This window comes from Kitasatospora sp. NPDC040550, assembly GCF_055594965.1.
On record NZ_JBVIWC010000004.1, the window covers coordinates 490,673 to 505,693 of the forward strand.

3 protein-coding genes are annotated in these 15,021 nt (G+C 76.9%); all 3 read left to right on the forward strand.

What is annotated here, in order from left to right:
• The first annotated feature begins 120 nt into the window (after positions 1–120).
• The 3 genes from ACZ58X_RS09605 to ACZ58X_RS09615 all read left to right on the forward strand — a co-directional run bounded on the left by ACZ58X_RS09605 (position 121) and on the right by ACZ58X_RS09615 (position 14,878).
• A complete protein-coding gene (locus tag ACZ58X_RS09605) occupies positions 121–10,560 on the forward strand; it encodes an SDR family NAD(P)-dependent oxidoreductase (RefSeq protein ID WP_470333086.1) in 10,440 nt (3,479 codons plus the stop codon).
• A gap of 52 nt (positions 10,561–10,612) precedes the next feature.
• A complete protein-coding gene (locus ACZ58X_RS09610) occupies positions 10,613–13,711 on the forward strand; it encodes a type I polyketide synthase (RefSeq protein ID WP_470333107.1) in 3,099 nt (1,032 codons plus the stop codon).
• Positions 13,712–13,834: 123 nt separating this feature from the next.
• Positions 13,835–14,878: an LLM class flavin-dependent oxidoreductase gene (locus tag ACZ58X_RS09615; RefSeq protein WP_470333087.1), complete on the forward strand. Its 1,044-nt coding sequence runs from the start codon at positions 13,835–13,837 to the stop codon at positions 14,876–14,878.
• Positions 14,879–15,021: the final 143 nt, after the last annotated feature.

The following is a 15,021-nucleotide window of genomic DNA, read 5'->3' on the forward strand; positions in this document are numbered from 1 at the left end:
GGGCCCCGCCCCACCGCCTCCGGGCCCCGCCCCACCGCCGCCGGCCCCGTCCCACCCGTCCGGCCCCGCCGTACCTCTCCGGCCCCGCCGTACCCCGAACCATCGAAGGGCAGAGCACGCATGTCGAACGACGAGAAGCTCCGCGACTACCTCAAGCGGGTCAGCGCCAGCCTCCAGGACAGCCGCCTGCGGCTGCAGGAGGCCGAGGCCAGGTACACGGAGCCGATCGCCATCGTCGGGATGGCGTGCCGCTACCCGGGCGGGGTCGGGTCGCCGGAGGAGCTGTGGCGGCTGGTCGCCGAGGGCCGGGACGCGATCTCGGAGTTCCCGGCCGACCGGGGGTGGGACCTGGACGGGCTGTACGACCCGGACCCGGAGCGCACCGGCACCTCGTACACCCGGCACGGCGGCTTCCTGGCCGCGGCGGCCGGCTTCGACGGGGAGTTCTTCGGCATCAGCCCCCGGGAGAGCAGCACCATCGACCCCCAGCAGCGGCTGCTGCTGGAGACCACCTGGGAGGCGCTGGAGAGCGCCGGCCTGGACCCGGCCGCGCTGCGCTCGACCCCGGTCGGCGTCTTCACCGGGATCATGTACAACGACTACGGCTCGCGGCTCAACCCGCTGCCGGCCGCCGTCGAGGGGCAGGTCGGCATCGGCAGCGCGCCCAGCGTCGCCTCGGGGCGGATCGCGTACACCTACGGCTTCGAGGGGCCGGCGGTCACGGTGGACACCGCCTGCTCCTCCTCCCTGGTCGCCCTGCACCTGGCCGCGCAGGCCCTGCGCTCGGGCGAGTGCACGCTGGCGCTCGCAGGCGGGGCGACCGTGATGGCCACCCCCAACACCTTCGTCGAGTTCAGCCGCCAGCGCGGGCTGTCGCCGGACGGCCGCTGCAAGGCGTTCTCGGCGGGCGCGGACGGCACCGGCTGGGGCGAGGGGGTGGCCTTGCTGCTCCTGGAACGGCTCTCCGACGCCCGGGCGAACGGGCATCCGGTGCTCGCGGTGGTGCGCGGCTCGGCCGTCAACCAGGACGGCACCAGCAGCCAGCTCTCCGCCCCGCACGGGCCCTCGCAGGAGCGGGTGATCCGGGCGGCGCTGGCGGCGGCCGGGCTGGGTGCGGCGGACGTGGACGCGGTGGAGGCGCACGGGACGGGGACCAGGCTGGGGGATCCGATCGAGGCGCAGGCGCTGCTGGCCACGTACGGCCAGGGCCGTTCGGCCGAGCGGCCGTTGTGGCTGGGGTCGGTGAAGTCCAACATCGGGCACGCCCAGGCGGCGGCCGGGGTGGCGGGTGTGATCAAGATGGTGCAGGCGCTGCGGCACGGTGTGCTGCCGGCCACCCTGCACGTCGACGCGCCGACCGGGGAGGTGGACTGGTCCGCCGGCGGGGTGGAGCTGCTGCGCGCACCGGTCGCGTGGGCGCCGGGCGAGCGGCCGCGCCGTGCGGGGGTCTCCGCCTTCGGGATCAGTGGCACCAATGCGCACGTGATCCTGGAGGAGGCCCCGGCCGCCGCTGCGGAGGCGGCTCCGATCGAGGGCCCGGCAGCTGCCCCGGTGCTGCTCTCGGCCCGCTCGGAGGCGGCGTTGGGTGCGGCGGCCGAGCGGCTCGCGGACTGGCTGGAGAACGGCGAGGGCGCGCAGGTCGGGCTCGCGGAGGTTTCGGCCTGGACGCTCACCCGCAGCGCCCGGCACCGGCTCGGTGCCGCCGTGGTCGCCCCGGACCGGTCCGAACTGATCGGCGGACTGCGGGCGTTGGCCGGGCAGGTGGCGCACCCGGCGGTGGTGTCGGGTCGGGTGGCGTCCTCGCCGGGTCGGGTGGCGCTGGTGTTCCCGGGGCAGGGGTCGCAGTGGGTGGGGATGGGGGTGGCGCTGGCCGCGTCGTCTCCGGTGTTCGCCTCGCTGTTGGCGGATGCGGGTCGGGCGCTGGAGCCGTATGTGGAGTGGGAGTTGGATCAGGCGTTGCGGGATCCGGTCCTGTTGGAGCGGGTGGATGTGGTGCAGCCGGTGCTGTGGGCGGTGATGGTTTCACTCGCGGGGTTGTGGCGCTCGTACGGGTTGCCGGTGGACGCGGTGGTGGGTCATTCGCAGGGCGAGATCGCGGCGGCGGCGGTGTCGGGGGCGTTGAGTCTGGAGGACGCCGCGGCCGTGGTCGCCCTGCGCAGTAGGGCGATTCGGGCGGTGGCGGGTGACGGCGGGATGGCGTCGGTGCCGCTGCCGGTGGTCGAGGTGGAGGTGCTGATCGCCCGTTGGGGCGGCGCGTTGGAGGTCGCGGCGGTCAACGGCCCGTCCTCGACGGTGGTTTCCGGCACCGCGACGGCGATCGGCGAACTGGTCGTCTGGGGCGAGGGGCAGGAGGTGCGGGTCCGGCGGGTCCCGGTGGACTACGCCTCGCACTCCGCCCAGGTCGAGCCCCTTGAGGCCGAACTCCTGGACCTGCTGGCACACATCAACCCCCAGCCTTCCGGCATCCCGTTCTACTCCACCGTCACGGCAGGAGCGCTGGACACCAGCGCCCTGGACGCCGGGTACTGGTTCCGCAACCTGCGCAGCCGGGTCCGTTTCGAGGACACCGTCCGGGTTCTGGCCGAGGACGGTTTCACGACCTTCGTGGAGGCCAGCGCCCACCCGGTGCTGACCGTCGGCATCCAGGAGACCCTGACGGAACACCCGGACACCCGGGGCACCGACACCCTGGTCACCGGCACCCTGCGCCGCAACCGTGAGGACGACCAACCCCTGCTCCAGGCCCTAGCCGCCGTCGAACTCCACGGCCACCGCCTCAGCTGGCCCCTCGCCACCCCCACCGCCCCACCCGGCCTGCCCACCTACCCCTTCCAGCACCGCCACCACTGGCTCGACGCCCCCACCCACGCGGGCGGCCAGGACGCGTCCGCCCACCCCCTGCTCGGCGCGACCGTCGAACGCGCCGACGACGGAGGGCTGGTCCTCACCGGCCGGCTCTCCCCACGCAGCCACCCCTGGTCGGCCGAGCACACCGTCGCCGGGACGGTCCTGTTCCCGGGTACGGGATTCGCCGAACTCGCCCTGGCCGCCGCCGAGTCCGCCGGGTCCTCCGCCGTGGACGAGCTGGTCCTGCTGGCGCCGCTGACCCTCGGCGAGGCGGTGCTCGACCTCCAGGTCCTCGTCCCGGCCGCCGACCAGGACGGCCGCCGGACCTTCGACGTCTACTCCCGCCCCGAGCACGGCGGCGCGGGCGACTGGACCCACCACGCGACCGGCACCCTGGCCGCCGAGTCGGCCGAACCGGCAACCCCCACCGAGGAGTTCCCCGCCGACTGGCCCCCGGCCGAGGCCGTCCCCCTCGAACTTGCTGATGCCGCAGCGAGGTTCGCCGCCGCCGAGGTCGGCTACGGCCCGACCTACCAGGGCCTGCGCGCCGCCTGGCAGCACGGCGACGTGCTCTACGCGACCGTCGAACTCCCCGAGCCCGCCCACCCGGACGCCGCCCGCTACGGCATCCACCCCGCCCTGCTGGACGCCGCCCTCCAGGCCGAAGCGGCGGCCGACGGCCCGGACCGCCCCGCCGAACTGCGGCTGCCGTTCGCCTGGAACGGCCTCGGCCTGCACGCCGTCGGCGCCACCGCGCTGCGGGTGCGGCTGGACCGCCTGGACCAGGACACCCTCAGGATCCTGGCCGTCGACCCCGAGGGCGCCCCCGTCCTCACCGTCGACACCCTGGTGCTGCGCCCGGTGGCCGCCGACCGGCTGACCGCCCCCGCCCCCCGGGGCCCGGCCCGCCCCACCCGGACCCCGGCCCGCCGGGCCGCCGGGCGCACGGCGGGGGAGGGCGGTGCCGTCGAGCGCCTCCGCCGGCTGACCGGCCCCGACCTGGAGCGGCAGCTGCGCGAGCTGGTGCGCGGAGAGGTCGCCGCCGTCCTCGGCTACGCCACCCCGGCCGAGCTCGACCCCGACCGGGCCTTCCGCGACCTAGGCTTCGAGTCCCTCACCGCCGTCCAACTGCGCGACCGGATCGCCGCCGCCACCGGCCTCAAGCTGCCGCCGACCCTGGTGTTCAACCACCCCAGCCCGCGCGCCCTGGCCGAGCACCTCGGCGACCTGCTGCGCCGCAGCGACAGCGCACCGGCCACCGCGCCCGCCCGTACCCGGGCCGCCGCCGACGAACCGCTCGCGATCATCGGGATGGCGTGCCGCTACCCGGGCGGGGTCGGGTCGCCGGAGGAGCTGTGGCGGCTGGTCGCCGAGGGCCGGGAGACGATCTCGGAGTTCCCGGCCGACCGGGGGTGGGACCTGGACGGGCTGTACGACCCGGACCCGGAGCGCACCGGCACCTCGTACACCCGGCACGGCGGCTTCCTGACCGGCGCCGCCGACTTCGACCCCGCGTTCTTCGGCATCAACCCGCGCGAGGCCGTCGCGATGGACCCCCAGCAGCGGCTGCTGCTGGAGACCTCCTGGGAGGCGCTGGAGAGCGCCGGCCTGGACCCGGCCGCGCTGCGCGCGACCCCGGTCGGCGTCTTCACCGGCCTGATCTACACCGAGTACGGCGGCCGGGTGCGCGGCTCCGCCCCCGAGGCGGAGGGCTACCTCGGCACCGGCAGCGCGGGCAGCGTGGCCTCCGGCCGGATCGCGTACACCTACGGCTTCGAGGGGCCGGCGGTCACGGTGGACACCGCCTGCTCCTCCTCCCTGGTCGCCCTGCACCTCGCGGGCCAGGCGCTGCGCTCCGGCGAGTGCAGCCTCGCCCTGGTCGGCGGCGCCACCGTGATGTCCACCCCGGACACCCTGATCGAGTTCAGCCGCCAGCGCGGCCTGTCGCCGGACGGCCGCTGCCGCGCCTTCGCGGCCGCCGCCGACGGCACCGGCTTCTCCGAGGGCGTCGGCCTGCTGCTGGTCGAACGGCTCTCCGACGCCCGGGCGAACGGCCACCCGGTGCTCGCGGTGGTGCGCGGCACCGCCGTCAACCAGGACGGGGCCTCGAACGGCCTGACCGCCCCGCACGGGCCCTCGCAGGAGCGGGTGATCCGGGCGGCGCTGGCGGCGGCCGGGCTGGGTGCGGCGGACGTGGACGCGGTGGAGGCGCACGGGACGGGGACCAGGCTGGGGGATCCGATCGAGGCGCAGGCGCTGCTCGCCACCTACGGCCAGGACCGGCCTGCGGAACGGCCGTTGTGGCTGGGGTCGGTGAAGTCCAACATCGGGCACGCCCAGGCGGCGGCCGGGGTGGCGGGCGTGATCAAGATGGTGCAGGCGCTGCGGCACGGTGTGCTGCCGGCCACCCTGCACGTCGACGAGCCGACCGGCGCCGTCGAATGGGAGAGCGGTGACGTCGAGCTGCTGCGCACGCCCGTCGTGTGGGCGCCGGGCGAGCGGCCGCGTCGCGCGGGGGTCTCCGCCTTCGGGATGAGCGGCACCAATGCGCACGTGATCGTGGAGGAGGCCCCGGCCGCCGACGTGCCGGAGTCGGAGTCGGAGTCGGAGCCGGTTCCGGTGCTCGCCCCGGTGCTGCTCTCGGCGCGTTCCGAGGCGGCGTTGGGTGCGGCGGCCGAGCGGCTCGCGGACTGGCTGGAAGGCCCGGGTGCCCAGGTCGACCTGGCCGAGGTCGCGGCCTGGACGCTGACCCGCGGAGCCCGGCACGGGTACGGCGCCGCCGTCGCCTCGGGCGAGCGCGCCGAGGTGGTGGCCGCACTCCGTGCGCTGACCGACCATCCGGCGGTGGTGTCGGGTCGGGTGGCGTCCTCGCCGGGTCGGGTGGCGCTGGTGTTCCCGGGGCAGGGGTCGCAGTGGGTGGGGATGGGGGTGGCCTTGGCCGCGTCGTCTCCGGTGTTCGCCTCGCTGCTGGCGGATGCGGGTCGGGCGCTGGAGCCTTATGTGGAGTGGGAGTTGGATCAGGCGTTGCGGGATCCGGTCCTGTTGGAGCGGGTGGACGTGGTGCAGCCGGTGCTGTGGGCGGTGATGGTCTCGCTGGCGGGGCTGTGGCGCTCGTACGGGTTGCCGGTGGACGCGGTGGTGGGCCATTCGCAGGGTGAGATCGCGGCGGCGGCGGTGTCGGGGGCGTTGAGCCTGGAGGACGCCGCGGCCGTGGTGGCCCTGCGCAGTAGGGCGATTCGGGCGGTGGCGGGTGACGGCGGGATGGCGTCGGTGCCGCTTCCGGTGGCGGAGGTGGAGGCGCTGATCGCCCGTTGGGGCGGGGCGTTGGAGGTCGCGGCGGTCAACGGCCCGTCGTCGACGGTGGTTTCCGGCACCGCGACGGCGATCGGCGAACTGGTCGTCTGGGGCGAGGGGCAGGAGGTGCGGGTCCGGCGGGTTCCGGTGGACTATGCCTCGCACTCCGCCCAGGTCGAGCCCCTTGAGGCCGAACTCCTGGACCTGCTGGCACACATCAACCCCCAGCCTTCCGGCATCCCGTTCTACTCCACCGTCACGGCAGGAGCGCTGGACACCGGCGCCCTGGACGCCGGGTACTGGTTCCGCAACCTGCGCAGCCGGGTCCGTTTCGAGGACACCGTCCGCGTTCTGGCCGGGGACGGTTTCACGACCTTCGTGGAGGCCAGCGCCCACCCGGTGCTGACCGTCGGCATCCAGGAGACCCTGACGGAACACCCGGAGGCCCTGGTCGCCGACACCCTGGTCACCGGTACCCTGCGCCGCAACCGCGAGGACGACCAACCCCTGCTCCAGGCCCTGGCCGCCGTCGAACTCCACGGCCACCGCCTCAGCTGGCCCCTCACCACCCCCACCACCCCACCCGGCCTGCCCACCTACCCCTTCCAGCACGAGCACTACTGGCTCGACCCCGCCCCGGACATCAGCGACCCCGGCCACCTCGGCCTCCAGAGCGCCGACCATCCGCTGCTGGGCGCCACCACCGACCTGCCGGACGGCACCGCGCTCTACACCAGCCGGATCTCCACCGGCACCCACGCCTGGCTGCTCGACCACGCCGTCACCGGCACCCCGTTGCTGCCCGCGACCGCACTGGTCGAACTCGCCCTGCACGCCGGCCACCGCGCCGCCGTCCCGGCCCTGGCCGAACTGACCCTGGAGGCGCCGCTGTTGCTCGACGACGGTGCCGTGCACCTGCAGACCACCGTCCAGCCGCCGGACGCCGACGGCGCCCGCGCGCTCGCCGTCCACTCCCGCCCGGCCGCCGCCGGCCCGCAGGAGCCGTGGACCAGGCACGCCTCCGCCCTGCTCCTCCCGGACCGCCGGTCGTCCGCCGCCGCCGAGGACCGGCCGGTGGCCTGGCCCCCGCCCGGCGCCACCCCGGTGGACCCGGCCGACCTCTACCCCGGCCTCGCCGATCGCGGCTACGACTACGGCCCGGCCTTCCAGGGCGTCCGCGCCCTGTGGCGCGCCGGTGACGCCGTCTACGCGACCGTCGAACTCCCCGAGGCCGCGCACCCGGACGCCGCCCGTTACGGCATCCACCCCGCCCTGCTGGACGCCGCCCTGCACCCGCTTGCCGCCGGCCTCACCGCCCTCGAGTCCGCCGCCCCCGAGGACGGCACCCCCGTGGACGCCGACCTGGGAACGGCACTGCCCTTCGCCTGGACCGGCGTCACCCTCGCCGCCACGGCCGCCACCAGCCTGCGGGTCCGGCTGACCCGGCACGGCGCCGACTCGGTCGCGCTGTCCGCCACCGACCCGCTCGGCGGGCCGGTGCTCTCCGCCGAGCGGATCGCCCTGCGCCCGCTCGCCCCCGGCGCGCTCGCCGCCGCCCGGCCGGTCGGGCGGGCCGACGGCCTGTACCACCTGGACTGGACGCCCGTGCCCCCGTCGGCGGCCGCCCCCGCCGGGCAGGCGGTGGTCGAACTGCCCGAGCACCACGTCGCCACCGAACTCCCCGATCCCGCCGCCCTGTTCACCACCGACCCGCCGGCCCTCGCCGTCCTGCCGCTCACCCTCCCCGAGCACCCGGACCCGGACCCGGACCCGGGCGCCGCCACCGCCGCTCTGCTCGGCTTCGTCCAACGCTGGCTCGCCCAGGACCACCTGGCCGACACCCGGCTCGCCGTGCTGACCCGCGACGCCCAGCACACCGGCCCCGCCGACCGCCCGGTCCGGCCCGTCGCGGCCGCCCTCTGGGGCCTGCTGCGCAGTGCCCAGACCGAGCACCCCGGCCGGTTCCGCCTGCTGGACACCGACGGGCACCCCGACTCCCGGGCGGCGCTGGCCACCGCCCTCGCCCTGGACGAGCCCCAACTCGCCCTGCGCCGGGGCACGGTGCTCGCCCCGGCGGTCGTCCCGCTGCCCGCCCGGCCCGAGCTGACCGCTCCCGGGGACGGCCCCTGGCGGCTCGCCCCCACCGGGGACACCCTGGACGCGCTGGCCCTGCTCCCCGCCCCGGACGCCGCCCGCCCGCTCGCCCCCGGCGAGGTGCGGATCGCCGTGCGGGCCGCCGGACTGAACTTCCGGGACGTGCTGATCACCCTCGGCGTCTACCCGGACCGCGCCCTGCTCGGCACCGAGGCGGCCGGTGTGGTCACCGAGGTCGGCCCGGAGGTGGCCGGCCTGGCGCCCGGCGACCGGGTCACCGGCCTGGTGTCCGGAGGCATCGGCCCGGTCGCGGTCACCGACCACCGGCTGCTGGCCCGCGTCCCGGCCGGCTGGAGCTTCGCCCAGGCCGCCGCCGTCCCCGCCGCCTACCTGACCGCCCACTACGCGCTGGTCGACCTGGCCGGACTCCGCGCGGGCGAGCGGCTGCTGGTGCACTCGGCGGCCGGCGGCGTCGGCATCGCCGCCGTCCAGCTCGCCGCCCACCTGGGCGCCGAGGTGTACGGGACGGCCGGGCCCGGCAAGTGGGACACCCTGGCGGCGCTCGGCGTCGACCCGGCCCGGACCGCCTCCTCCCGCACGCTCGACTTCGAGGGGCTGTTCCTCGCCGGGACGGCCGGCGCCGGGGTGGACGTGGTGCTGAACTCCTTCACCGGGGACTTCGTCGACGCCTCGCTGCGGCTGCTGCCGCGCGGCGGCCGCTTCGTCGAGATGGGCAAGGCCGACCTGCGCGACGCCGACCGGATCGCCGAGCAGTACCCGGGTGTGCGCTACCGCTCCTTCGACCTGCTGGAGGCCGGGCCGCAGCGGATCGGCGAGCTGCTGACCGAGCTGCTGGCGCTGTTCGAGCGCGGGGTGCTGACCCTGCCGCCGATCACTACCTGGCCGGTCGCCCGGGCCGGCGAGGCGCTGCGCCACCTCGGCCAGGCCCGGCACACCGGCAAGGTCGTGGTGACCGTCCCCGCGCCGATCGACCCGGCCGGCACCGTGCTGGTCACCGGCGGCACCGGCACCCTCGGCGCGCTGACGGCCCGGCACCTGGTGACCGAGCACGGCGCCCGGCACCTGCTGCTGGCCGGCCGGCGCGGCCCCGAGGCGGCGGGCGCCGCCGAGCTGGCCGCCGAACTCACCGGCCTCGGCGCCGAGGTGACCGTGGCCGCGGTGGACGTCGCCGACCGGGCGGCGCTGGCCGCGCTGCTCGACTCCGTCCCCGCCGAGCACCCGCTGACGCTGGTGGTGCACGCCGCCGGCGCCCTCGCGGACGGCGTCCTGGAGGCCCTCGACCCGGCCGCGCTGGAGGCCGTGCTCGCCCCCAAGGCCCGGGCCGCCCGCCACCTGGACGAGCTGACCCGGCGCGCCGACCTCGCCGACCTGGTGCTGTTCTCCTCCGTCTCCGGCGTGCTCGGGGGTGGCGGACAGGCCAACTACGCGGCCGCCAACGCCTACCTGGACGGCCTCGCGCAGCGCCGCGCCGCCGAGGGACTGCCCGCGACCTCGCTCGCCTGGGGCCTGTGGCAGCGGGCCAGCGCACTGACCGGGCAGCTCACCGACGGCGACCGGGCCCGACTGGCCCGGGGCGGCCTGGTGCCGCTCACCGACCGGGAGGGCCTCGCCCTGCTGGACGCGGCCCGCGCCACCGGCCGGGCGGCCGTCGTCACCACCCGCTTCGACCTGCGGGCGGGCCGGGCCGCCGGCACCGTGCCCGCGCTGTTGCGCTCCCTGGCGGGCGCCCCCGCCCGGCGCAGCGCCGCCGGTGCGCCCGCCGCCGGTGCCCCGGCCCCGCTGCTGGACCGGCTGGCCGGCCTGGACCCGGCCGGGCGGGCCGAGGCCCTGCTCCAGCTGGTGGTCGGCCAGGCCGCCGCCGTGCTGGGCCACGGCGGCGCCGGAACCGTCGCCGCCGACCAGGCCTTCAAGGAGATCGGCTTCGACTCGCTCACCGCCGTCGAACTGCGCAACCGCCTGGGCACGGCCACCGGCCTGCGGCTGGCCCCGACCACGGTGTTCGACCACCCGACCCCGTCGGCGCTGGCCGCCCACCTGCACCGGACGCTGGCCCCCGAGGACGAGGCCGCGCCGGACCCGTTCCTGCGCGAGCTCGACCGGCTGGAGGCCCTGCTGCCCGCGCTGGCCGCCGCGGACGGCGTCCGGGGGGCGGTCGGCCGGCGGCTGCGCGAGCTGCTCTGGCGCCTGGACGACACCCCGGCCGAGGACGACGGCGAGCGCGCCGAGGACCTCGCGACGGCCAGCGACGAGGAACTGTTCGCCGCGCTCGACGACGAACTCAACCATCCCGGAACGGAGGTCTGAGATGCCCGGGACGACCGAACCCACCGCCACCCCCGGCGGCACCGAGGAACGGCTGCGCGACTACCTGCGCCGCGCGACCGCCGACCTGCGCCAGGCCAGGCGCCGGATCGAGGCCCTGGAGGAGCGCGCGCACGAGCCGATCGCGATCGTCGGCATGGCCTGCCGGCTGCCCGGCGGCGTGCGCACCCCCGAGGACCTGTGGCGGCTGCTCGCCGAGGGCCGGGACGCGGTCGGCGACTTCCCCGCCGACCGCGGCTGGGACCTCGACGCGCTGTTCGACGAGGACCCGGCCACCCCCGGCACCTCCTACGCCCGCCAGGGCGGCTTCCTGGACGGCGCCGGCGAGTTCGACGCCGCCTTCTTCGGCCTCGGCCCGCGCGAGGCGCTCGCCATGGACCCCCAGCAGCGGCTGCTGCTGGAGACCGCCTGGCGGACCTTCGAGTCCGCCGCCCTCGACCCGGCCGCCCTGCGCGGCAGCCGGACCGGCGTGTACGTCGGCATGATCGGCCAGGACTACGCCCCGCGCCCGCACGAGGTGGCCGGCGAACTCGACGGCCACTTCATGACCGGCAACGCCGGGTCCGTCGCCTCCGGCCGGCTCGCCTACCACTTCGGCCTGCACGGCCCGGCCCTGACCGTCGACACCGCCTGCTCCTCCTCGCTGGTCGCGCTGCACCTGGCCGCCCGCTCGCTGCGCTCGCGCGAGAGCGACCTCGCCCTGGCCGGCGGGGCCTGCGTGCTGGCCCACCCGAGGGTGTTCCTGGAGTTCAGCCGCCAGCGCGGGCTGGCCCCGGACGGGCGGTGCAAGGCCTTCGCGGCGGGCGCCGACGGCACCGGGCTCGCCGAGGGCGTCGGCCTGCTGCTCCTGGAGCGCCTCTCCGACGCCCGGGCCAACGGCCACCGGGTGCTGGCCGTGCTGCGCGGTTCGGCCGTCAACCAGGACGGGCCCAGCAACGGGCTCACCGCCCCCAGCGGACCGGCCCAGGAGGCCGTCATCCGGGAGGCGCTGGCGGACGCCCGGCTCACCCCCGACCAGGTCGACGCGGTCGAGGCGCACGGCACCGGCACCACGCTCGGCGACCCGATCGAGGCCCGCGCCCTGCTCGCGGTGTACGGCGGCGCCGAGCGCGAACGCCCGCTGCGGCTCGGCTCGTTGAAGTCCAACATCGGCCACGCCCAGGCCGCCGCCGGAGCCGCCGGGGTGATCAAGCTGATCCTCTCCCTGCGGCACGACACCCTGCCCGCCAGCCTCCACCTGGACGCGCCCACCCCGCACGTCGACTGGTCGGAAGGCGCCGTCGAACTGCTCGCCGAGGCCACGCCCTGGCCGCGCGGGGAGCGCCCGCGCCGGGCCGCCGTGTCCTCCTTCGGGATCAGCGGCACCAACGCCCACCTGGTCCTGGAGGAGGCCCCGGAGCCGCCGCCCGCCGAACCCGGCGCCGGGCCCGCCGACCGGCCCTGGCTGCTCACCGCCCGCACCCCCGAGGCGCTGCGCGACCACGCGCTGGCACTGGCCGCGCACGCCGAGGACGGCGCCGCGGACCGCGCCCGGGACACCGCCCACTGGCTCGGCCACGGCCGGGCACGGTTCCCGCACCGGGCCGCCGTGCTGACCGACCGCCCGGCGGAGATCGCCCCGGCCCTGCGCGCCCTGGCGGCCGGCCGCAGCCACCCCGCCCTGGTGCGCGGCACCGCCGCCGCCGCCCCCAGGGCCGCCTGGACCTTCACCGGCCAGGGCTCCCAGCAACCCGGCATGGGGCGCGAACTCCACACCGAGCACCAGGAGTTCGCCAAGGCGCTGGACGAGGTCTGCGACGCCCTCGACCCCCACCTGGACCGCCCGCTGCGGGACGTGATGTTCGCCGACCCGGGCTCCACCGACGCCGCACTGCTGGACCGCACCCGCTACACCCAGCCCGCCCTGTTCGCCCACCAGACCGCGCTGGCCCGGCTGCTCGGCACCCGGCTGCCCCCGCCGGTCGCGGTGCTCGGCCACTCGATCGGCGAACTGTCCGCCGCCCACCTGGCCGGGGTGTTCGACCTGGAGTCGGCGGCCGCGCTGGTCGCCGCCCGGGCCCGGCTGATGGACGAACTGCCCGCCGGCGCGGGCGCGATGCTCTCCGTCCAGGCCCCCGAGGAGCGGCTCACCGCACTGCTCGCACCGTACGGGGAGGCCCTCGGCCTGGCCGCCGTCAACGGACCGGCCTCCACCGTGGTCTCCGGAGACGCCGAGGCGATCACCCGGCTCGACCGCGAGCTCACCGGCCTCGGCCTGCGCACCCGCCGGCTGCGGGTCTCGCACGCCTTCCACTCCGCCCAGCTGGACCCGGTGCTGGAGCGCTTCCACACCGAGGCGCGGCGGATCGGCTACCGTGCCCCGAACCTGCCGGTGATCAGCAACCTCACCGGCGAGACCGCCGACCCCGAGCGGATCGCCGGCCCCCGGTACTGGACCGAGCAGATCCGCGCCACCGTCCGCTTCGAGCAGGGCGTGCGCACCCTGCGCGAGCGCCACGGCGTCACCGCCTACCTGGAACTCGGCCCGCACAGCACGCTCGCCGCGCTGACCGCCGCGATCCACCCGGAGGCCGTCCAACTGCCCGTGCAGCTGCGCGAACGGCCCCAGTCGAGGGCGCTGGCCGCCGCGCTGGCCGGGGCCGAGCTGCACGGGCTGCCGGTCGGCGGGCCGACCGGGCCGGCGCCCGCCGCCGACCCCGACACCGTGCCCGGCCACCCCTTCGCCCCGACGGTCCACTGGCTGGCCACCCCCGGCCCGTCCGGCGCCGGCCCCGCACCCGCGCCGCTGCCCGGGGCCACCACCGAGGAGCGGGAGCCCGCCGAGGACCCGGCCACCCTGCTGCGGCGCTGGACGGACGCCGGGCCCCGGCACCGCACCGCCGTGCTGCTCGCCCTGGTCCGGGAGCAGGCCGCCGAGGCCCTCGGCTACGCCGACCCGGCCCGGATCGGCGAGCGGGAGCGCTTCCAGGACCTCGGCTTCTCCTCCTTCACCGTCCTGGACCTGCGCAACCGGCTCGCCGCCGCGACCGGGCTCACGCTGGCGCCGGTGGTCGCCTTCGACCACCCCACGCCGGTCGAACTGACCGCCCACCTCGACCGCCTGCTGGCCGAGTCCGTCCTGCCCGCCGCCTGAGGCACCGCACCACCCCGGGCACCACGCCCGTCCAGCCCCGTCCAGCCCGTCCAGCCCGTCCAGCCCGTCCAGCCCCGTCCGTCCACCCTTCCGCCGAACCTCCCAGAGGAGCGAACCCCGGTCATGCGCGTCGGAATCACCTACCTCAGCATCTCCCCGTCGGTCGACCGGTCCGCCGCCCGGCAGAAGTACCTGGACTTCGCCCGGCAGGTCGAATGGGCCAACGACCGGGGCTTCTCCGGCATCTGGATCACCGAGCACCACTTCTCCGGCTACAGCCTCAGCTCCTCCCCGCTGCTGCTGCTCGGCCACGCCGCCGCGCTCGCCCCCGACCTGCGGATCGGCACCGGCATCCTGGTGCTGCCGCTGTGGGACCCGGTCCGCCTGGTCGCCGACGTCAACACCCTGGACCAGCTCTCCGGCGGCCGTCTGGACCTCGGCATCGGCCGCGGCTACCAGCCGCACGAGTTCCTCGGCTTCGGCCGCGACCTCGACCGCAGCCGGGCCGCCTTCGAGGAGTCCGCCGACCTGGTGCTGCGGCTGCTCACCGGGACGGAGGTCACCCACAAGGGCGAGTTCCACCGGATCGACGCCCCGGTGACCGTCCTGCCGCCCTCCCACCAGGCCCCGCACCCGCCGGTCTGGGCCGCCGCGGTGTCGCCGGAGTCCACCCGCTTCGCCGTCCGGCGCGGCTTCCACCTGCTCGGCCTGGCCCTGTCGACCCCGGCCGAACTCGCCGACCAGTGGCGGACGGTGAACGCCCTGGCGGCCGAGGAGGGGGTCCCGGCCGAGGGCCTGGAGTACGCCGTCAACCGCTTCGTCCACGTCGGCACCGACCCGGCCGGGCGCCGGGCCGCCGCCCGCGAGGTCGCCCGGCAGATCCAGACCTCCCGGGCCCTGGCCGAGGGCGCCTACCCGACCGGCGGCCGACCGCCGGTCCCGGCCGCCGTCGACCCGGCCGACGAGGAACGCGCCTACCAGCGGCTGCTGGCCGGCTCGCCCGAGCAGATCGTCGAGCAGATCGCGGAACTCGCCGCCGCCGGCGTCACCCGGGTCAACGCCGCCTTCGAGTACGGCACCCTGCCCGCCGACACGGCCTTCACCGCGCTGCGCACCTTCGCCGCCGAGGTGCTCCCGGCGCTGCGGGAGCTGCCCGTACGGCTCTGAACCCCCACCCCACCGCCCCCACACGCCGCGGGGGGGGGGGGGGGGGGGGGGGGGGGGGGGGGGGGGGGGGGGGCAGGGGGGGGGGGGGGGGGGGGGGGGGGGGGGGGGGGGGGGGGGGGGGGGGGGGGGCAACACCCCCCCCG

Excerpts from the sequence above, each read along its gene's own strand:
- ACZ58X_RS09605 (WP_470333086.1), top strand. The coding sequence starts at position 121 with ATGTCGAACGACGAGAAGCTCCGCGACTACCTCAAGCGGGTCAGCGCC.
- ACZ58X_RS09615 (WP_470333087.1), top strand. The coding sequence starts at position 13,835 with ATGCGCGTCGGAATCACCTACCTCAGCATCTCCCCGTCGGTCGACCGG.